This window comes from Candidatus Hydrogenedentota bacterium (assembly GCA_019695095.1).
Classification (GTDB): domain Bacteria; phylum Hydrogenedentota; class Hydrogenedentia; order Hydrogenedentales; family SLHB01; genus JAIBAQ01.
Window position 1 is genome coordinate 1 of sequence record JAIBAQ010000047.1, and the last position, 21,114, is coordinate 21,114.

The following is a 21,114-nucleotide window of genomic DNA, read 5'->3' on the forward strand; positions in this document are numbered from 1 at the left end:
ATGTGAGGGAGGAGGCATTCGTGAAAGCTGAGTCGACTCGACGGGAGTTCTTGGTGCGGAGTGGGGTAGGTATGGCATCGCTGGCTTTGCCCGCTGTACATGCCCACGCCGCGGAAGGCGCAAAGCAATCGCCCCGCAACATCATCTTTATCCTCACAGACGATCAACGCTTCGACGGCGCGGCCATTCTCGGGCATCCATTCGTCGAAACTCCGCATCTCGATGCCCTCGTAAAGGGTGGGATTGTCTTCAAGAATGCTTTCGTGGCCACCGCGCTCTGCTCGCCAAGCCGCGCGACAATTCTCACCGGTCTCTATGCCCATACTCATGGTGTGCTGGATAACAACACGCCCTTGCCGCCGTCTGCGCCGACGTTTCCAAGGGAGTTGCAGAAAGCCGGCTACGAAACCGCCTTCATCGGCAAGTGGCACATGGGTGGACAGAGCGAAGGCCCGCAACCTGGTTTCGATCGGTGGGTTTCCTTCCAAGGGCAAGGAGAGTACGAAGGCACAACACTTAATGTGGATGGGACAAATCACCCCGGATCCGGATACATTACGGACGTTCTCACCGACTACGCCGAAGAATTTCTTCGCAAGCCGCGTCAGAAGCCATTCTGTATGTGCCTTTGTCACAAGGCTGTACATGCGATGTTCAAACCCGCGCCCCGTTACAAAGGTTGTTACGCGGACAAGACCTACCCACACCCAGCCTCTATGGCCGACACTCCAGAGAATTACAGGGGCAAACCGGCATGGGTCCGAGCCCAGCGTAACAGTTGGCACGGCGTTGATGGCATGTATGCGAATCAGATCGATTTCGATACCTTCACGCGCCTTTATGCGGAGACATTGCGCGCCGTGGATGACAGTGTAGGCCGCATCGTGGCAACGTTGCGTGAACTGGGACAGCTCGATTCCACACTCATTGTTTTTACGTCCGATAATGGATTCCTTATGGGCGAACATGGGCTCATCGATAAGCGGTGCATGTACGAACCATCCATCCGAGTGCCGTTGATTGTCCACTGCCCGGAGCTCTTTGCGGGCGGCACGACGCGCGACGAGATGATCCTGAACACGGATTACGCGCCCACTTTCCTCGAAGCCGCGGGATGCCCAATTCCCACGGCGTGGCAGGGCAAGTCTTTCTATCCGCTGCTTGAAAACAAGCAGATTCCATGGCGCGATGCCTTTTTGTACGAGTATTTCTGGGAACGGTCGTTTCCGCAGACTCCAACGGTGCAAGGCATTCGAACAGATCGCTATAAGCTGATGCGATATCACGGAGTCTGGGATCGATACGAACTCTATGATTTGCAGAATGACCCGAACGAGATGAACAACTTGTTGGGGGATATCGAACTGACCGTTGAAGGCGGAGCCATCGACAATCTTATCAATGACGATGCAAGCCCTGAAGTCAAGCCCGTTTACCGGCAGTTAGCCAAACGCCTGAAAGAACTGGTTGAAGAAACCAGCGGCGTTCCTGAACCGATTTGGTACAAGTCCACGTCAGAACGCTAACGCTCGCGTTCGGGGAAGCACTTAGAAACGCGGCAGGTCCGGGTTACATGACTGGACGACGGCGACGCCTTCGACTTCGATGAGCCAGCCCGGTCTGCACACGGGCGCCACAACGACCTCGATTGGCACATCTCCAAATCGTTCACGCATTCTATTCAGCGCGAAAGTCTGGTCGCTTGGGTCGCGCACGTACACGAGGAAGATCCGCATATCCTCCAGGCTGGAGCCGGCCTGTTCCAAGAGCGCCTCGACATTTTCCAGGGTCCGTTCGAGTTGGTGGCCTACGTCTCCCGCGTGCACGATATTTCCGTCTTTGTCAATGCTGGCCGTGCCTGAGATGAATATGTGTTTACGATCTTGGTACGCCACGGAAGTCGCCCGTTCAAACGTCACTCCATATACATGTGTTGGACTCAAGTGATCCAAGGCCGCAATGTACTCAACCTGCCCGGGACGCAGCCCTGCTATGGCATACGAATCCAACATGACTTTGGCTCTAATATCGCTTGACCGGCCTTCGATTCCGGTGCTCGCAATGAAGTGCGTATCGGCAGTCAGTCCGTGCTTAAGGAAGATTTCCTTACGCGCCGAAACCATTCCTCCGTAGTTGGAATCGACGTCTTGTACGTAGAACCACGTCCGGACCACGTGGTCCGCCAAGCGCAAGTTGTGACGCGACAAGTGTTCCAGATAGTCGTGGAAGATCCCCTGTGTCTGGCCATATGGAGAAGACTCGACAGTGTTCACCAATCCAGCGGTCCAGTGATGCGCTAATTCTCCGCGCTTTAGGATGGTCGTCGAATCCGATTGTGACTTTATAAGAGGCGTAAGCTCATCGCTAATGTGATAGGCCCACATCGAAACCTTGGCGGGCGGCATCGGCGCTTGACCGATCCATGATGCCGCACACGGCTCTCCGGCGGCGCGAGGGTTGGAAAGAGCATGCGCCTTCAACGCATGGCGAGCATTTTGAACGTCGCTGCAATAGAATCGCCGAGTCACGGCGGTGTTGCGATGCAGCTCCAGTTCGAAAAGCGCCTCGCTGTAAGCCACCTCTATTCGGTCCAGTTGCTCTTCGACGGTTCCAATGTCCAATGGGCGTATGAGCAGATGGTACTCACTCGCTCCATCAGATACGTAGAAACTCGAAACGCTTACCGAGACTCCTGTCGATTCCAGTATCGCCACTTGCGAATCCATTCGCGACATAGCTATTTCTCCACCACTTGAATGGGTATTGCAGGTAAAACACCGAGTGACACACGTTGCTTGCGCGTGCCTTTCCCTTCGGCATCAGGCGCTGGGTTTAGATAGGCTTCCACAATGACATTGTCCGTGTCTCCAACCTTGGACGAAGCCTTGTCGGCCTTGAGTACGAAAGACAATCCCTCCGGTTGCGCTGTCACTTCACCCAAGGCTATGCCGGACGGCGGTTCAACCAGTTCCAAACGAACTTCCGCCAGCTCTGGAAACTTGGGCGTATTCACGAGCACTTGAGCCGAGCCGCCGCTGGGTATACGTACAGGCAGTATGCCCGCCACCTGTACGGGACGACCCTTGAAACGCGAGCCCATTACATCGACTAATAGATCTTGAGACGGAGTCAAGTGACGATAGATGAAGGCCTGCATCATGTCTTCCGAGGGCTCCGCCATACGGCGCACTACTTCCTCGCCAATCCGGGCACGGCCTTCAATTTGGATTCGCACGGGTTTTTGAGTCGGATTAGCGGCCGCCATAAGCGTCATGCGAATGGAATCGCGGCCTTCAGGAATCGTCGCGCCGTTCAACTCGAACCCTTCCGGCGCGCTTGCCAACCGCACATCGATGGCGCCCTCAAAGCCGTCCTTGCGCAGCACATGCACGCATATCGCGGCTGTCCGCCCGGCAGGGATATTGATGCTGGATGGCGTCACCCGCAACGCAAAATCCGGCATGGGAGGGGAGACGCGCAGCCGATAGGCATAGGTCTCTCCTCCAGCGTGCTGCGTGTCACTCACTGTGACAAAATACGTACCATTCGAGGGGAGAGCCGTCCTCACATACGAGTCAGCGTGATGCGTGAGCAAGCCTGCTCCAGGGTCCTCGGTGTCGTCGTTGGCAGCGATCACCTTGCCGCCTGCGTCCATGACTCGCAGCATGGAGTCAAGCGGAGAGCCCAGGCGCCGCGCGACAATCTCCGCGACGACTTCCTGTCCTGCTTGGCCTTCAATTGCGTATATGTCGGCATCTCCGGGCCTATCGATACGCCCGTCAACGACAAGAGGGGCTGTGACCTGCTGCGGCGAGTCAAAGCTGTCATTGGGCTCCGCTTCAACGCCATTCGTTAGAGCGCTTACCTCATAGTCCATCGCATTGGACAAGAGTGCCCCTTGCTTTAATCGCGTTTCTCGAATCGCGGGGCCTTCTGTGTCCGCCGATAAGCGAAGTTGAGAAGACGCGAGGTTCCAGCCGGAAAGTGAGGCGAGTGTAGTATTCCCCGAAGTTGTGCCCAGCGGAAACATCTGAATGATAAACGGCTGTTCACTGACGACTACGCGGTACACAAAGTCGTCTCTTCCTCGATAGATCGAGTCCCGTATCTCAACTTCGTAATCGTCGTCTTTCGGCACCTCAAAGAGTATCACCGGATCGGGACGGAACTGATAGTCATCCGAATATGCGACTTCGTGACCTCGGCTGTCGTAAACCGTCAGAGTCGCTTGGAACCACCCCGGCACCGCATCCGCCAAATACGGAATCAGTTGACGCGCCTCCGCGCAGAGTACCAAGTGCTGCCCTTTGCGCGCATGAAATCGAAGGCGGTCTACGTCGCCCGGCTGTATCTGACCATTGAAGACGACGGGGACAGTTTCCGGCGGATCTTGAACACGTGGCGTGTACACGGCCGCCTCGTTAGGCTCCAATTCGCGCGCTTCGTGCATCGCCGAGACTTCGAATCGCATTGGATTCGTCAGGCCAGCGGGTGTAACGATTCGAATCTCACGACTTCCCGGCGCGGCATCCGGTGCAATGCTGAGTTGTACAACGACCGATTCCGCGATCTGCGCATTCATCTGACGCCGGCGGTAATAGACGATCTCGTGTTGTACGTGGTCCAACTGGCGCAGGCTCATTTCCTCCAGCTTGTACAGCAACGGGTGTTGCGGAATGCCGACCGTCTCGCCTTCGTCGGTCATCATTTCTGCGGGTTTCGCATCGTCGGCATTTGCGACGGCCCGGCCTTCCTTTTCTGCCATGCGCTTCTCGCGCAGTTCCTTCATAACGCGCACAAGTTCCTCGTACTCTTCTTTCTTTACATTGCCCAGAGGAGGGAAGAACTTCACCACCGTGCCTTGAATGCCCTCGCCAGAGACATAGACATCCTTCGCGCCGCGCAGCATTTGACCGCCGACGGTCACCTCGATTGTTGCGCCGCAAGCTCCCCCAGCGGGGTACACATATCCGATGTGAGGATCCTTACGTGCGGCCTGTCCCCACGCGGCCGTACAGGCCAGCAAAGTCAGCACGAGAATCGATTGCATAAGCTTTATCATTGCTGCCATTCTCCTATGCAATCTCGCGCAACCAGCCACCGCCTTCCATGCCTTCCATCTTGGCGGGCATAACCAGCGTATCAAGGCCCTGCGGATTAGTAAGAGGACTGTCAGGGTCGATTCCCATCAATTTGTACATCGTTCGTATCAGGTCGTGCGGATATACGGGCCGATCTGCAACTTCTTCACCGCGCGCGCTCGATTTCCCGACGGCATGCCCACCCTTAAACCCTCCACCTGCAACCATGCTGCAGAAGCAATTGCCATAGTGTCCGCGACCGCCGTTCCACGGCGCACCCCAATCAATTTTCGGCGTGCGTCCGAACTCTCCGCCCCACCACACAATCGTGCTGTCAAGCAAACCTCTGTCAGAGAGGTCCTGGATTAGCGTCGCCATGCCCTGGTCCATCTCCGGCAATTTGCGTCGCATGATTTCGAAATGCTGCTTGTGCGTATCCCAACCTTTGTAGTTGATCGTTACGTAGGGCACACCGCTTTCCACCAGGCGTCTCGCCATCAAGCACGACTGTCCAAACGTGTTGCGGCCATACTTCTCTCGCACCTCGTTCGTTTCCTGCGAAAGGTCGAACAGCTTTCGTGTTTCGCCAAACATCATTTCGTAAGCCCGGGCCTCAGCCTCATCGAATCGCTCCAAATGGGCATTCCCGGTCATCGCATTTCCAAACGTATCCAGAGCCCCGAGCAACGCCTTGCGAGCCTGTTGCCGCTCGTCAGTTATCCCCGGTGCCACAATCCCCTCCACAATGAATCGCGCTTGATTCGGATCGCCGCCCGTCACGAAAGGCTTGAAGCGCTCGCCCAGGAATCCCGCTTCGGAGAAACGACCCTGAGACTCGTTCAATACCACGTAAGGAGGAATTAGGCCGGTGTAGCCATGCTCGTACCCTTTGAGCATTGCAACCACCGCGCCCATGTTCGGATAGACGAGGCGATCCGGTTGGTGCCCGGTCTGTACGATGTACGAGGCGGTCTCGTGGGCAAAACTACCATGGGTCATGCTTCGAATGATCGAGTATTTGTCGGCCTGTTGTGCCAGCAATGGCAGCAGCTCGCAGATTTGGATGCCGCTCGCCTTCGTTGAAATCGGCTTGTTCAAGGGACCACAGAAGTCGTATCCCGCGCCTGGTTTCGGGTCGAATGTGTCCAAGTGGCAAGGTCCGCCCCACATCCAGATTTGAATCACGGCCTTCGCCTTGGAAGGCGTAGTGCTTGCACCAAATGCAGGCCGGCCAAAACCTGGAGCAAATGCGAAGGCCGTTGCGGCGATCAAGCCTCGGCGAAGTGCTTCCCGGCGGGATATCTCCGTGCTCTCGTGTTGCGCCCTCATAGCATTACCCTTCTTGGCTGCGGACTGTCGCCGCCGAATATCCGTCTATTATCACTGGCCTTCGCCTCAATGCCTGTAAAGAAACTCTTTGCTGTTCACGAGCGCCCACACGAGGTCGAGGGCAGTCTGGTCCGCTTTGCCGCCCTGGTCCCAGGCGTAATCAATGACTGTCGCAATTTCGGCGTCTGTGGGGTAGCGCGAAAGTACTGTCAAGTACACCGTCCTGATGGCTTCCCGGCTATCGCCCTTCGACGTTGCCACCAATTGCCGTATGCGCGAACTCGTCATGATCTTTCGCTGTATGTGAGTCGAATTCAGCATATGCAGACACAACCGGTCGCTGGGTTGATTGTCCCGTTCCGATTCCAGACCAGTATCCCGTGGAGAACGCCCGAACACCTCAAGCATAGGACTCGTAATGCTCGCGTCGGCTAACGCAATAGTCCGCAGCTCTTCCGGGATGTTTGTGTATGGCTCGGGGATCAAACTCTGGTATTCCTCGCCCGAACCGCATATCCAATTCAGAGCGTCCGCCACGACTTCCGCGTCAATGCGCCTCACCATGTAGTGTGCGAAAAGTGCTTCGGCTTCGGGCGAGGTACTTCGCGATATCGGGGATTGTTGATAGGTCCGCGAATTTAGGATTACGCGGAAGAGTTGTTTGAGGTCATACTTCGACTCCACGAATTCCTTCTCAAGATACGAAAGCAACTCGAGATTGACGGGCGGATTGTCTGGCCGGATGTCATCGGGTTCGTGGATGATTCCACGTCCCATCAGCCACGACCATACTCGATTGACGGCAGCTTTCGTGAACCACGGATTCTCGGGGGTGATCAACCAATCCGCAAATACCACTCGCGGGTCTTCAGTTGCAGGAATCGTCACCGTTGTACCGCCGGGAAACACGGCATTCAGAGGTTCGGTCGCCGTAGGATCGAGCACGACGATCTCCTCTTTCCACTCATCCGTCTTCTTGTATGCCACGCGGGAAAAGAAGACCGAAAGATCCGCCCGATCCTTCTCGGACCAATGCTCGAGTCGCGTCCCCATGAAGGTCAGAGCCGTAGCCGCGGCCAAACCCTGTGGAGTCCTGCCCTGCACGGCGCGATAGAAATTGACTGGTGGTACCCGGAAGTTGCTGCCACTTGACGTTAACAGTTCGCGTGCGAATTCGTCGTAAGGCTTGTTGGCTCGAATGGAGTCGCGAATCCAGCGGTGATAGGCCTGAACGGCATTCGGCCAAAGGTTGATGGGAAACTCCGCTTTGACGCGCAGAAGGTCGCACCATTTTAGCGCCCAGTAATCCGCGAACTCTTCCCGTTCCAACAGGGCTTCGATGAGCTTAGCCCGGCGATCCGGTGCTGGGCTGGTCAGAAAGATCAGAATTTCTGGTTGACTCGGCAGCGTGCCAATAACATCCAAATACACGCGGCGAACAAAGACTTCATCGGAGCACACGTTTGCCGGTTCTATACCGTGTTGTTGCAGCGCTGTCTGAACCAGGCTATCCACAGCAGTTGCCTGAACAACAGCCGAATCGGTCTCGAAGGGCGATACGATAGGATTGTCCACCCCAAGCGCGGTGCGAGAGGCCAGAATGCCTATCGCAAGCACTGCGAGTATCCGCATTACTTCCCCCCTTTGAGCAGCCGCTCACCGCTGCCGGCGCAGACACTATTCCCAAAACGCTTCCGAGTCTAGCTGCCTAATCAAACACGCTTCCGAAGAGGAAGTTCCATATTCCCGGTGACTTAGCCGCTTACTTGATGGGTCGGCACTGATTGCCCGCGCACGTCAATCATCAGTACAACGCGGCGACGGGTATTCCCTCAAGTACGGCCCAGCACGAACTCACTATCTTCTGGCAACGCATGGTTTCCCGTGAGCCTTTTCAGCCACAAACGTGTACAATGCCTCCCGTCAAATCTTCGGAGCATATAGTCCGGGTTGCTTGCCCATGTCTATTGCTCTACGTTACGGGGTAGCCACTTGGAGGGAATCATGCTCAATAGATCTCGATTGACACGAAGAGACTTTCTTCGGAGAACGGGTGCGCTGGCCGTCGCCGGAACCCTGGGAGCGCGCCAGGCTGCGGCAACCGTAGGGCCCAACAACAGGATCCGCCTTGGCGTGATCGGTTGTGGCGGCATGGGCAGCAGGCACATCGAAGCCCTCGCCTCAAATCCGAATTGCGAAATCGTCACCCTCTGCGATGCATTCATTCCCCGATATGAGAAAGCCATTGAGACGGTGAAGGCAGCAACGGGCGTTGCCCCTGAAGGCGTCCAAGACTACCGAAGAGTACTGGATCGTCCCGACGTCGACGCTATCTTCAATGTCACCACGGACAATTGGCATCCACTGATCACGATTCACGGCTGCGAAGCGGGTAAGGACGTCTACGTTGAGAAACCTGTTTGCATGACAATCGTTGAAGGCCGTGCCATGGTGAACGCCGCGCGGCGCTACGGCCGTGTCGTTCAGGTCGGTACACAGCAGCGGTCGATGCCCATCTTTCAAGAGGCCATTGAAATCCTGCGAAGCGGCAGACTGGGCCAAATCTCGTCCGCCGGCGCATGGGTCGGAATAAATGGTCTGGCGACGGGAGATGTGCCGCGCACTCCGCCACCAGGACTCGATTGGGATCGCTGGCTGGGTCCTGCGCCAGAGGTTCCGTTCAGCAGAGAGCGATTCATGGGCTGGATGGGCTGGCATGACTATGCGCGCGGCGGCGAACTCACCAATTGGGGTATCCACCTCATGGACGTCGTGCAATGGGGTATCGGCAAAGACCGTCCGCTCAGTGTGCAGGCAATGGGGGGGACATACGTAGAAGGCACCGGTGCCGACAACTACCAGTGCCTTGAAGCGCTTCTCGAATACGAAGGCTGCAATGTGACTTGGGAACAGCGCCCCGCCAACACACATGCCGGCAAAGGATACGGTGTCCGGTTTAACGGAACCAACGGCGTCCTGTACGTCAACCGCATCTCTTACTCCGTTGAACCCGCGGAACTGGGAATCAAGGAAGTCATCGGCGAGCCCGAGCGGAGTTGGGCCAATACCGATCATCACAACAACTTCTTTGAGTGCGTTCGTACCCGCAAACGTCCCATCGCCGACATTGAACAGGGATTCCGATCCACCAGCGCCGTCTTGATTGCGGGTATCGCTCTCAAAGCACGCCGAAAGCTAACGTGGGACGGTACAGCCGAGCGTTTCGTAAACGACGATGCCGCCAATCGGTACCTTTCGCGCCCATACCGCGCGCCCTGGCACCTGTAAAGAGACTCTTGCCCTTGTGGCTTTCTATGGAAAGGAATTTTCCCGTGTACAGAACATATCATCGAATCCATACGTCGGCGGCGAGCAGTCTAGTCCACTTGGCTGTACTCGTACTGACTGCGTTTCTGTGTGTGGCCGTGTCCGCCTCAGAAGTCGCCCAACTGGTCGCAGACCTGGGTGGGCCCGATGGACAAGCCCGCATTCGTGCCCGGCAATTGCTGCCGCGTTACGGCGAAGCCGCGGTTGAGGGCCTCCTGCCGCTGCTCGCTTCCGGCGACTTCGCCGTGAAACGAACGGCGTTCAACGTGCTAGCCGACATCGCCAACGGTCTCGTAGCAAAAGATCAGGAGACCGTCTCGGCCACGGAATCCGACCGCGCACGCTTCGTCAAACAGGTTTCCGCGCTATTGGCGGTAGATCAGGCCGCGGAAATGAAATTGGAGGCACTCAAGCTGCTTCCGATTGTCTTTCAAGATACCGACGACTTTAGCCCAATTGTTGCGCTCCTGTCCGACCCCTCTTTGCGCGAGAAGGCCCGTGAAACCCTTGAACAGATTGGAACGCACGGCGCCTGCCGCCAGCTTCTGACGGCGACGGCGGACCCAACAGTAGATCCTGAATTTGTCGTGGCCCTCATTCGATCTGTTGGGCGTTTGCGCCAGAATGAATCTGCTCTGCGCTTGCTGGGTCTGACAACCCACAGCAATCCTCGCGTTCGCGTTGCTGCCGCCCAATCACTTGCTTGGATGGGACACCCAGACCTATATCCCTCCTTGAAGTCCGTCGTTCAAAATGCGACGCCCGACACCCAGGCTGAAGCGTTCGATGCTGTCTATCGGTACGCAGCATCGCTGGTACAGTCGGGCGGCAATTGGGATCTGGCTATGCGCATCTATGGTGAGATGCTTGCAGCTGCGCCAACGTCTCCGCTCAAGTCTGCTGCCCTGATGGGACTTGGCATTTACGGAGATAGTACCTCGGTTCCCGTGATTGTGGGCGCGCTGAACGGTGCCGACGCCACCTTGGTCGATGCGGCCGCCATGGCGCTGGGCAGTGTTCAAGGCAGGGAAGCGGTACGCGCCGTGAAAACGGCCTTTCCTTCATTGAGTCCGTCTGCGCAAGAAGGCTTGGTAGCCATCTGGGGACAGCGCAAAGAGAAAGAGGCGCTTGACCTTATCACAGGATTCCTCAAGAGTAACGAGCCTCATATGCGTATCAGCGCAATTCGCGCCATCGCAAATATCGGGTCCGGTGAAGCGTTTCCTGCCCTTATGGAGATAGCGAAATCAGGTTCAGAAGACGAGCGCGCTCTTGCTCTCAAGACAGCCGTCTCAATCGCCAACTCGATGGATAAGGTCGGCAATCCTGCAGAAGCGGGGAAGGCCTACCTGTCGTTGTACGAAATGGCGCCTGACGACGATGTGCGCCGCACGGCGCTTAAGGGTATTTCTGAAGCCCCATTGCCGGAGGCATTTGACGTCGCGAAAGCCTCCATTGACAAGCCTGAACTCAAAGATGTGGGTGCAATTGCCCTCGCTGGAATTGCCGGCGCGCTAGCCAAGGCCGGTGACGCGGCGAAATCCAATGAAGCCATGGAACTTCTGCGAGCGGTGCAAGTCGCACCCGAAACCCTGGTCGAACTTGCGAAAAGACTTCAGGCTGCCGGTGTACCCGCTGATCTCTCCAACATGCTGGGCGTTGTGAAGGTCTGGCAAATTGTTGGCCCGTTTGACTGGAAGACGGATCAAGATTGGGATACGGCTTTTGTTGGAGAGCCAAAGATTGATCTTGCTGCTTCTCTCTCGGCTGGCAACAACACCGTGCAGTGGAAGAAGGTCGTGACGGCCGACCCCGTCGGCTTGGTCGATCTCGCAGGAAATTTGGGCCAACGAGATCGATGCTTTGGCTATGCGTATGCCGTCGTTGAGGTTCCCGAGGCCATTGACGCTCAGGTACGTCTCGGTTCGGATGATGGCAATAAGGTCTGGATCAATGGGACGGTAGTTTGCGAGAACCGAGTCGACCGAGGTGCAGCGCTGGATCAAGACAAAGCCAACATTCACCTCAATAAAGGCCGAAATGAAATTCTGGTGAAAATCAGCCAGGGCGGCGGTGGTTGGTGCTTCTGTCTTCGCCTTGCCACGGAGAACGGCGCCGGCCTTGTCTTCACGCAGCCAGAGTAAACTCAAAGCTACAAGTACATAGCACGCGCCAGCGTCCGTGAGAGTCGGACGCTGGCGCGTTACATTTATGCTGGCGCCACTTGCAGAGGCGCGATTTGCTGACTTGGATCAGAAATGGTCGATAGGCCAGATAAACGGCGTTCGTTCCGGAAACAGGCATTCAATCAATCGCCTTCGTTCAACGTTTTCGGACCCGCGTGGCACTTCCACATCCGATGCTGAGGTAAAGCCCGCCAGCATGCGACAGAATTGTTGCCCCGTCACTCGAATATGTGCTCTCCCGTCCGTGCGTTCCACATGTAAGCTTCCTCGCCTGAGTGAGAACATGTATCGCTCCTCGTCCACGGCAAGTACGAGGTCGGTGCCACTCTGCCACATACCAGAATCGCGAAGTGCAGTTTCCCATTCTGGGATCATCTGCTGAAAGGTCTTTTCGGTGTCGAGGACTCGCATCATCCCCTCCGCGTTGCGAAACGTGCGCATCTCGTGAACGCAGGTGTAGTCGCGCAGGTATCTCGCGAACGGATGCGACGGCGGCAAATGAAAACGAACACGCGTGCGACCCTTCCGGCGCGCCATCGCGGATGCCGCATCGAGTATCGTGTCGAAATGGGTAGGACCATCCACACCCATCTCCTTTATATGCAGGACTTCCGAATCCAATTGGGACATGAGGTACCCAACGATTCGGCCCCGTGCATCAAAGACCTTGACGGTTGCCGCCCAGTCCGGATAGTAGCGGATCGTGCGTGATGTACACTCAAACAGCGTCCGAAAGTACTTCGCGTCTCGGACTACGGAACAAGACACGCAAGATTCGTGACGTTCATGCAGCGACCGCAAGGTTTTCGCATCTTCCCATGTCACGCGAGCGACACAAGGTTCCGATTGCGTTCGTCCGCTGATGTCGAAAGTGATTGCGTATTCAGGAAGGATACTCACATACCCGAATTTCTGGTAAAGGTTTGGTATGCCGAAGAGAAGTGACACATCAAAACCAGATTTCGTCATGTAGTCCAGTGCGTCGCGCATGAGCGCTCCGCACACGCCTCGATTGCGGTGTGTCTCTTCCGTTGACACCCATCCGATGCCGCCTGCAGTGAGCCGTGCCCGGCCGATACGTAGCTTGAACGGTTGTATCCGAAGGGCTCCCGCCATCTCTGAATTAATGTAGTGCACCCGCGTGTGTTCTCTGCGATATCCAGGCCAGTTTGGCCCAGTTTCCTTCAGCCAGCGCATGCACTCGGTATTGGGTGGCGTCTGTGTAGCGGCCATGAGTTCATTGGCCGCTATCAGTTCTTCATCAGACTTCACTCCTCGCGTAACGTATTCGGCGACTTCACTCCCATGTGTTTTGTCTATCGATTGGCCAACGTCTCGAATTCCGGGAGACGTACCTGTCCTGTCGCTTTGTTTCCTCTTCTTCATGGTTTTACCCCGCGCTACTAAGAGAGATCGACCGGTTGCCCGGAGCGGATGGAGTCTTCGATCGCGCAAATCACACGGGTGACTTCAAGCCCATCCTTGCCGGTAACCATCGGAACGCGATCGCGGTACACGCAGTCCACAAAATGCCGGATGCTCTCCGCGGCGAACCCTTGTTGTCTGCCGTGAATGACGGGCATTACAAACATATCCGGATACTCCCCCGACGACTCTGTGTACTTTTCCAGCGCTCTGTTATGCGTCGCGTCCATATAAATCGCGCCTCTGTCGCCGACCAATTCACATTTCACGTCAACGAGATTGGGAATGGTGTCAGGTAGTATCCATGAGTTTTCGATGACGGCCTTGGCTCCACCGCGAAACTCCAGTGTACTCAAATAAAAGTCCGGCGTATTAATTCCGCGTTCCGCGAGCACGCCCTTTCCGGCCACTCCAAATACCCGTTTCACTTCGTCGTTCAGCAGCCACCGTACCGTATCGATGGCGTGACTTCCGACAAACCAGAGCACCGTAGACATGTGCGCCCAACTCAACATCTTCGTGGGAACAAAAATGCGGTCGTTTAATCGGTAATACACATGTTGCGGCGTTCCGATATCGCCCTTGCGAATACTCTCCTGCGCCTTGCACAAGGGGGGACTCCACCGTGCGTGAAAGTCCACCATAAGCTTGACCCCTGCGCGCTCTGCCGCTGAGACAATTCGCTCGCATGCCTCCACGCTCATGGCGAGAGGCTTTTCGGCGAGTATGTGCTTACCGGCCGCGATGGCCGCCAGCGCAATTTCCTCGTGCGCAAAATCAGGGGTGACGATCGCAATGGCCTGCACGCGTGTGTCTTCCAGCAATTGTCGGTAATCGCCGTACGCCACTGCTCCGTAGGGCTCTGCCAGCGTTTGTGCCCGGGTTATATCCAGATCCGCAACCCCCACCAATTTCGCATGTTCAATGGATGCATAGGTCCGCGCATGCATTGCCCCCCAACCACCCGAGCCGACAAGTCCGATGCCTACCATCTTCGCACTCCTTTCGCGCATGACGCGCCATGTGTCACGATTCAGGCCATCTTCAGTACTTGTCCACGCACAGAAACACGCCCGCCCATTATCGGGAAACGGGTCCACGCGTTCCAAATTCGGATCGGGACAACTGAAAGCTGGAGGCTGAAAGGAAGAGATAGAGAGGGGGAGAGTTGTGGGATCGTTGCTCGTAGGCCGGGGGCGTACAAGTCTCGCCAAAAAATCTCGACCGGAGTCCGGCAGTTTTTCTGTCTGCCGAACCCCGGTCTTGCACGGTACACCCAGGGAAACAATTCCCAAGGTGTTTGGGGGGCTATTTAACTGGTTTCTGCATCGCCTCAACCGACTCTGTGGTTTCTGTTACTTTGTCGTGAGCGATTTGCACTCGCATTAAGGCGAGTCATCAACCAACGCCAGCTACTGTTGCCATGTTCGTCGAGAGATTTTCCCCAAGTGTGCCAGCGGCGCTGTTCATCAAGGGGAACTTGCTCTTATACTTCAGAAATTCAACATGACCGTCCATGTAAAGCACATTGCTGCCGCCCGGAACGTGGTTGTAACGCGCAACCGCATTGTCGCCATTGATTGACACGAACGGACCCTGGTCTGCCCAGGAATCGAGCATGATAGGAATCGTGCTCTGTGCTTGGGCGGACGCAGCAGGATTGTTGATGTCGCTGATGAAGAAGCGCTCAATACCTTCCCTCAAGCGGCGATATCCGTCCGGAAGGGGAGCGCCATCGTCGTCTACATCCGGGCCGTTAACCTTGGACCATTGAACATCCGACGGCATATCGTCTTCACCGATACCACTGTACGCCGCAACCGCAAATCGCAAACACCCCATGCTCTGCATGTTGCCGCCTGTGCTTGAGAAAAGTGTTGTCGCTTCGCCAAGGAAAAACCAAAGTTGCTGACCACCGATGACGTCATAAAGTTGGGAACTCGTTGTCGTTGCATAGGGAATGTATGCATAGGAGAATGGAACCGACAGGAAGGCATCGTAACAAATCTCAGGAGCGCCAGTGGAATTGAACGTGTTCAATATTTCGTTGGCATTCTCTACAGACGTTCCCAAGAAGTTCGAATCATGCGAGTCCGAAGGACAAATCGCCAAATTGGCATCTGTCCAATATTCAGGATAAAGCGCAAATCCGCGAAGGTTAAGCAACGTCGGAGTTCCGTTTAGACGGAAGAGGCCGCCTGGAGGAAATGCTTCTCCCTTCGCTTCATTCGCATACATCTTCATGATAATCCCAAATTGCTTCAGGTTATTCTGGCACGACGACCGGCGGGCGGCTTCCCGTGCGCGCGCCAATGCAGGCAACAGTATTGCCGCCAAGATCCCGATGATGGCAATGACTACCAACAATTCGATGAGGGTGAAACCCCTTCTCTTGTGCATGATAGGTCTCCCATTATTCTGGACGGAATTCCCGATTGTTTTTCCGTCCGCTTTACCACATAATTCCGTCTGCGTATGCATGACGATTCTTCTGCTTGATTGCCGACGCCACTGGCGTCAAAAAAACTCTTCGCTCTCCCTTCTCCCAATTCGAATCTTAGTCTTCGCTGAACCCTCCTCCTTTTACTGCAAGACGTTCCATGTCCGGCTCCTCATGGCCGTTTTGAAGGACGGCCTTGAGAAAGCGTTTCTGTATCGAACAATCCGGTTCAGCGATCCGGCGTAGCAGCAGGCGAGCGCTTTCGTGACCCATCTCTGAGCCCGCTTGCACGGCCGCTATCATGGGAATCCCCAAAGCGTCCGCCATCCTGCTGTCATCCACCAGCGCCAACTCCACGTCTTCCGGCACGCTGTAACCGAGACTTGTCAATTCATCCAGCAACGTCGAAGCTACAAAGTCGTTCAGGCAACAGAAAGCCGTAGGCCTGTGCCTATAAGCCATGATCCGGCTGATTACCGCCGTGACGGGCTCTTCCTTCGGGTCAACCAATCCAACCAGGTCCCGGGTGAAGGTCAATCCTGCCTCTTCAAGCGCTCTGCGATAGCCCGCGAGCCGATCTTCCGAAGAGGTACTCACCAGTTCGTTGGCAACAAAGGCGATTTCCGTGTGGCCTCGCCGGATCAGAGCTTCCGTAAGCTGGTAGCCCACATCCTCGTTGTCCGTCACCACGTAGTCCGCCTCAACCCCGTGCACGTAACGATCAATCAGTACAAAGGGGAAGCCGGAACGGCGGAACTTTCTCAACAACTCAAGCGTCCGCTCCGTGGCATGTTGGAGCCAGAACGCAATGCCCTCGATTCCGCTGTTGCGCATGTCCGTGAGGAAGTCGAATTCGCTCTCATTGCTGAACCGCACGAAGTAGACCATCGTCTGAACGCCCTCTTCGGCGGCGGCTTGAATAAATCCTTGCACCACCGAGCGCGTATAGCGGCATTCCAATTCCGGGCATGCCAAGGCGACCGTGCGCCACCCGCTGATTGGAAGCAGGCGTTGCCTGCTCTGAACCGGCGCCACAAACGAGCCCCGTCCCGGCGTGCGGATGATGTAGCCCTCGCGCTCAAGGTCGCGAAGCGCCTGGCGGGTAGGGTTCCGGCTGACGTTGTAGCTGCGAGCCAACTCGAACTCCGACGGTACACGCGCGCCCTCGGGCAATTCACCGCTTTCGATTTGGCTTTTCAGTTCGCGCTTTATGAACGCATAAAGCGGAATATCGGGAGGAATCTCAGGCATCTCCCAGGGCTCCCCTCTGCGATGTCCATCCGCCAGGAACATTGCCATACCAACTTTCCGGCGGCCTCGCATCTAGCATCTCATGTAATAACATTCAAATTAGTGCGGGGAATTGCGCTTGGTAGAATTCATGCGTCTCCTGGATTCGCCGCAATCTGCCCTGCTATGCCGTTTTGCCTTGGAATTTCAGCCTGGCAAGGCCAATGTTAAAAATGGGTTGCGGCGGAGATGACCAAACAAGCTCGGGAAGTCTGCCCAGCAAGCTCCCAGAACCCCTTGCGCCCCCGTACTCTCTCAGTTCAATTGTAATCACATGATATCGTATAGGATGCCTTTTGTCAAGAGGGGTGAAAGTGGTATGACAATTAAAGCCTGAGTCAAGGAGTCTTTCTTGCCGGAAGAATTAAAGCGCTCGGGTACTCCTTCCCTAAGTGTAGCGAGTTGATGGCTTTACGCATCTCCCCGCCTTCCGTCGGGAAGTCGGCCCCAGTGTTAGGGTTCAGTTCATAGCGCGGATAATTGCTGCTGGAGACCTGGATGCCAATTCGATGTCCCTTATTCACAACGAGACTGATTGGACCCAGATCGAGCAGCAACTCTCCCACCTCACCCGCAGGCAAGGGTTCTGCCTTCTCGTAGCCTTTCCGGAACTTCAGGCGCCGAATGCCATCAAGCATGTTGAACGCACGTCCATCGGGATAGATATCAAGCAATTTTGCCGTAAAATCGGTGTCTGGGGCGTCTGTCGACACGTATAAACGCACCCGCACGTCGCCCGTGATCTCGATAGGCGTCTCCAGCGGGGTCGAGGCGAACGAGAGCACGTCGGGCCGGGATTCGAGTTCCCGCTGATCAAAGGAACCTGCGGGTATCGTTAGGTTCGCACCGCCTTTCGTCGGACAAGGATTGGTGGGATCGAACGTGTAGCTCATCGCAGGGTCGTCCGTTCCTGGCACCTCGAACTGAAGTGATTTGTCACTTCTTAAGTACAGCAAAGTATCCGTGGTGGGGAAGGGGGGCCAGTCATCTGCCGTTCGCCACTCATTGCCGGGTGCGGAAGGATCTTCGGCATCCCCGATGGTGTAGTAGCGGACCGCAGGCGCGTCGTATGGCTTGCTGGCGTCATCCGTCAAATAGTAGTCCAGAAACTTCAAAGTCTCACCGTTCAAATCGAATTTGTAGTTGTCTTTGAGAGGCAACTCGCCGTACTTGCCGCCTTCCGGAATGCCGTGTCCCCATGGGCCAATGATGACGTATTGCTGGCCTTTTGACCCCTTTCCGCCCTTGTGCTGCCGGTTGACAAACGCGTTGAGCGTACCTGTCGCGAAAATGTCCCACCACCCTCCGACGTGCAGCGCGGGTGCGCTTGTCTTCGACGCGCGAGCATCCATGTTATAGCCCTGCCAAAACGCGTCGTAAGTGGGATGGCTTTTCCATGTGTCGATGATGTAGCCGGAGCCTTGGCCTTGGGTCCACATCTCTGCCAGGGACTTCAGGAAGACACCGCCGTTGTAGCCAATCTCCCCATAGAACTGCGATGCGCCCACCCACGCAACCTGGCAAGTCAGTGGCTCTCCCGCAGATGCGCACAAGAGCGACGTTATCGCCAGGGCTGACATCCCAAATGTCCCCACTTTGCCGTTACACCATTTCTGCTGCTTCACCCACTGGATTGTGTCGACGCCGTCCTGACGCTCGCCCCAGCCATCATCACCGAACACGGCATCCTTGCCCTCGCTGTCGCCCCGTCCGCGCGTGTCTTGAATGACGAAGGCCATGCCCTTCGTCCCGAAAAGAATTCCGAAAGCCTGCCCAGCCTTGCGAGGATAGGGACTGCGCGCTACGACGACGGGAAAGGGCCCATCTCCCGAGGGGAGGAAGTAGTCGGTCGCTAGCTTTGTCCCGTCTCGCATCGGCACCATGACCGTTTCGGCCATGCAATGCCATGCTCCAATCAGAATTGTAATTACCGTTGCGACAAAGACGCGAGATGCCGCTCGCATGACCATGGTGGATACTCCCTGAAAATGAGGTGTGGTTGAGGGGGGCTGTTCCTGCATTACCCCGAACAAAAATGGTAATAGGAGGGGGTGTCGATTTCAACCCCGTTGATACTACTCAATGAGTGTTGATCGGAGGCGGAACACGCGCAGGTTCGCCTAGTTAGGTCTGCTTCCTCTAGGTGCTGATTGTCTCGACGCCACAGACTTGGGGGACTTTGCCTTCTTCTCTGGCGTGACAACCACCGGCTTCGTCATGGTTTCGGGCCTCTTAGAGAGCATCAGAGGAGGAACGCGAAACGAGTCCGGGATCCACTTTGCCAATTGCAGGTCGAACTTGTCGCGGACGGGAAAACCATCCGTGAACATCTCCTGCAGATAGCTTTCCGTAGTTTCTTTCTGGCCCACGGCCCGATAGAACGCCTCTCGCCTGTAGGCTTCCATCATTGGCAGTTCCTTTCCTTCGGGCAACGGTGTCACGACTTCTTTGGCCGTCGCCATCTCAGGACTGCCGATGGGCGCTCCCCAGCGCAGTTCCGGACAGTGATTCGGATCAAACGACAAGTCGTACAGGCGGCGTTCCAGTTCCAGCAGGCTGACTGAAACCTTTTCGCCTGCGCTATTGGTGTATTGGAAGAACTTCTCCGCAAACACCCGGCTCTTCTCCGAAACGAGCGATTGCGCCAAGTCCTCGCGCCCTTCCGTGTAGTACCATTCCAACCCCGACAAATCGACCAGATCCGGTTGCCGGTCGTACCAGCGCACGACATTGTCCATCCAATCCGCGAGGTGGTAGTAGCGCGCGCGAATATCGATGTCCGACGACGCCGTGCTGAACTGTCCCCAACGCCCGCCCGCCGTGAAAATGTTCTCGGAGCGATCATTTTCCGGGAACGTTATCGGGCCGTTATCCTGGACGTCTTTCCAACCTTCCTGAACAATCTCCTCGCGCATTGCGAAGAGGTTCAGCAATTGGTCCGCGTAGTCACGCAAAAACACCGCGGGCGCCACGCGTTCACCCGGCTTGCGCATGCGCGCCTGGATGAACTCGTGAAAACTGGTTAATTCCATGCCATTTTCCACGATATGCTGCGTGCGGCTGATTTCCTCTATGCGATCATACTGTTCCGTCGAGTACCCGAACTCCGCCATCTCCGCGTCGGTTCTCCGGCGAATGCTGACGACCTTGCCGTTCTCATCGGTCTCGGCAATCGGATACCGCCACACACGCAGCCCTTGAAAACAACCGGCATACTCGCTGCCGGCGCGGTCCGACTGCTTGGCCGGAATCCCCATCACCGCGTTCAGACCGTTGAACGAGTAGATGTCACGCGAAGCCGCCGTCGTGGAATCCAGGAAATGCAGTTCGCCGAAGCGATCCACGTCCGCAAGAATCAGCACGTGCCCGTCCAGGTAATGCATGCACCCTGGCAATAAGTACTGCGGCGTGATCGCCACGGGAACCGTGTCCGACAGCTCCGAGTTCTTGTTGAAAGGCTCAACCCGCAGATTGCCTGTGCAATACCCCGTTACCGCGTTCGAGAAGAAGTCCTGCGGCGATTCCGCGTCCTGGCTCGAATAGGTTCCCACCGGGATGTTGTGGCTTGACGTACGCAAGTCGCCGCCTGTCGACCGCACGTAACTGATCATCCACGGCAACCCGCGCCGGTACGCGTAGTACGACGACAGGGTGACGGTCAGCTTTCCGCAATCGATCACGCCGTTAATCGACCGCATGATTGACACATCCAACTGCGGATTGGCCTGCTCGCCCGCGAATTCCGGGTCCAGCAACAGGTTCATCTCAGGGTCCGTCAGCACCCGCTCGATCTTCGCGCGCCGCTGCTCCACGGTCCCCTGGCACTTCTTCACGTAGATGTGATTAATCCACTTTGCAAAATGATGCGTCTCCGGCACCGTCCACTGTCGCACGATTGGCCATGCGCCGCCGTCGCCATGAATCGAAGGTGGATTGGGGTCTTCGGCCCGAGCCGAGACCATCAGAACAGCCGCCGCCACGCCAACAATCGCCACACGCAATCTACGCACGAAACCGGTATCCTTCCGCAGGCAAG

The 21,114-nt window shown here is 56.2% G+C and carries 13 protein-coding genes; 3 read left to right on the top strand and 10 right to left on the bottom strand.

Features of this window, described 5'->3' with window-relative positions; genetic code table 11:
* The first annotated feature begins 71 nt into the window (after positions 1-71).
* A complete protein-coding gene (locus K1Y02_09965; GenBank protein MBX7256675.1) occupies positions 72-1,526 on the top strand; it encodes a sulfatase in 1,455 nt (484 codons plus the stop codon).
* A gap of 21 nt (positions 1,527-1,547) precedes the next feature.
* Here K1Y02_09965 and K1Y02_09970 read toward each other — a convergent pair whose 3' ends face one another.
* The 4 genes from K1Y02_09970 to K1Y02_09985 all read right to left on the bottom strand — a co-directional run bounded on the left by K1Y02_09970 (position 1,548) and on the right by K1Y02_09985 (position 8,042).
* Positions 1,548-2,735, bottom strand: coding sequence for a translation initiation inhibitor (locus K1Y02_09970; protein ID MBX7256676.1), 1,188 nt, complete (start codon positions 2,733-2,735; stop codon positions 1,548-1,550).
* 2 nt (positions 2,736-2,737) lie between these two features.
* On the bottom strand, positions 2,738-5,062 hold the full coding sequence (locus K1Y02_09975; protein ID MBX7256677.1) for a PPC domain-containing protein: 2,325 nt from the start codon (positions 5,060-5,062) through the stop codon (positions 2,738-2,740).
* Positions 5,063-5,075: 13 nt separating this feature from the next.
* Positions 5,076-6,410, bottom strand: a complete 1,335-nt coding sequence (locus tag K1Y02_09980) for a DUF1501 domain-containing protein (GenBank protein MBX7256678.1) — start codon at positions 6,408-6,410, stop codon at positions 5,076-5,078.
* A gap of 66 nt (positions 6,411-6,476) precedes the next feature.
* Positions 6,477-8,042 carry a DUF1549 and DUF1553 domain-containing protein gene (locus K1Y02_09985; GenBank protein MBX7256679.1) on the bottom strand — a complete coding sequence of 522 codons (1,566 nt, stop codon included), beginning with the start codon at positions 8,040-8,042 and terminating at the stop codon, positions 6,477-6,479.
* A gap of 372 nt (positions 8,043-8,414) precedes the next feature.
* Between K1Y02_09985 and K1Y02_09990 the strand changes: the two genes are divergently transcribed.
* Together K1Y02_09990 and K1Y02_09995 are read left to right on the top strand one after the other, a co-directional pair.
* Entirely contained in the window at positions 8,415-9,698 is a 1,284-nt protein-coding gene (locus K1Y02_09990) for a Gfo/Idh/MocA family oxidoreductase (protein ID MBX7256680.1), read from the top strand.
* 44 nt (positions 9,699-9,742) lie between these two features.
* Entirely contained in the window at positions 9,743-11,881 is a 2,139-nt protein-coding gene (locus tag K1Y02_09995) for a HEAT repeat domain-containing protein (GenBank protein ID MBX7256681.1), read from the top strand.
* Positions 11,882-11,989: 108 nt separating this feature from the next.
* Here K1Y02_09995 and K1Y02_10000 read toward each other — a convergent pair whose 3' ends face one another.
* The 6 genes from K1Y02_10000 to K1Y02_10025 all read right to left on the bottom strand — a co-directional run bounded on the left by K1Y02_10000 (position 11,990) and on the right by K1Y02_10025 (position 21,088).
* Positions 11,990-13,309 carry a GNAT family N-acetyltransferase gene (locus K1Y02_10000; GenBank protein MBX7256682.1) on the bottom strand — a complete coding sequence of 440 codons (1,320 nt, stop codon included), beginning with the start codon at positions 13,307-13,309 and terminating at the stop codon, positions 11,990-11,992.
* A 17-nt stretch (positions 13,310-13,326) separates the two neighbouring features.
* Positions 13,327-14,340: a Gfo/Idh/MocA family oxidoreductase gene (locus tag K1Y02_10005; protein ID MBX7256683.1), complete on the bottom strand. Its 1,014-nt coding sequence runs from the start codon at positions 14,338-14,340 to the stop codon at positions 13,327-13,329.
* Between the two features lie 406 nt (positions 14,341-14,746).
* Positions 14,747-15,748: a DUF1559 domain-containing protein gene (locus K1Y02_10010; protein ID MBX7256684.1), complete on the bottom strand. Its 1,002-nt coding sequence runs from the start codon at positions 15,746-15,748 to the stop codon at positions 14,747-14,749.
* Positions 15,749-15,905: 157 nt separating this feature from the next.
* On the bottom strand, positions 15,906-17,039 hold the full coding sequence (locus tag K1Y02_10015) for a GntR family transcriptional regulator (protein MBX7256685.1): 1,134 nt from the start codon (positions 17,037-17,039) through the stop codon (positions 15,906-15,908).
* Positions 17,040-17,416: 377 nt separating this feature from the next.
* Positions 17,417-19,048: a CocE/NonD family hydrolase gene (locus K1Y02_10020; GenBank protein ID MBX7256686.1), complete on the bottom strand. Its 1,632-nt coding sequence runs from the start codon at positions 19,046-19,048 to the stop codon at positions 17,417-17,419.
* Between the two features lie 150 nt (positions 19,049-19,198).
* Positions 19,199-21,088 (bottom strand): hypothetical protein, encoded by a 1,890-nt coding sequence (locus K1Y02_10025; protein MBX7256687.1) that lies wholly within the window; start codon positions 21,086-21,088, stop codon positions 19,199-19,201.
* Between the last annotated feature and the right edge of the window lie 26 nt (positions 21,089-21,114).

Bases quoted from the DNA above. Each gene is read 5' to 3' on its own strand.
- K1Y02_09990 (MBX7256680.1), top strand. From the start codon at position 8,415: ATGCTCAATAGATCTCGATTGACACGAAGAGACTTTCTTCGGAGAACG.
- K1Y02_10015 (MBX7256685.1), bottom strand. From the start codon at position 17,039: ATGCCTGAGATTCCTCCCGATATTCCGCTTTATGCGTTCATAAAGCGC.
- K1Y02_10000 (MBX7256682.1), bottom strand. From the start codon at position 13,309: ATGAAGAAGAGGAAACAAAGCGACAGGACAGGTACGTCTCCCGGAATT.
- K1Y02_09985 (MBX7256679.1), bottom strand. From the start codon at position 8,042: ATGCGGATACTCGCAGTGCTTGCGATAGGCATTCTGGCCTCTCGCACC.
- K1Y02_10010 (MBX7256684.1), bottom strand. From the start codon at position 15,748: ATGCACAAGAGAAGGGGTTTCACCCTCATCGAATTGTTGGTAGTCATT.
- K1Y02_09975 (MBX7256677.1), bottom strand. From the start codon at position 5,062: ATGATAAAGCTTATGCAATCGATTCTCGTGCTGACTTTGCTGGCCTGT.
- K1Y02_09970 (MBX7256676.1), bottom strand. From the start codon at position 2,735: ATGTCGCGAATGGATTCGCAAGTGGCGATACTGGAATCGACAGGAGTC.
- K1Y02_09980 (MBX7256678.1), bottom strand. From the start codon at position 6,410: ATGAGGGCGCAACACGAGAGCACGGAGATATCCCGCCGGGAAGCACTT.
- K1Y02_09965 (MBX7256675.1), top strand. From the start codon at position 72: ATGGCATCGCTGGCTTTGCCCGCTGTACATGCCCACGCCGCGGAAGGC.
- K1Y02_10020 (MBX7256686.1), bottom strand. From the start codon at position 19,048: ATGGTCATGCGAGCGGCATCTCGCGTCTTTGTCGCAACGGTAATTACA.
- K1Y02_10005 (MBX7256683.1), bottom strand. From the start codon at position 14,340: ATGGTAGGCATCGGACTTGTCGGCTCGGGTGGTTGGGGGGCAATGCAT.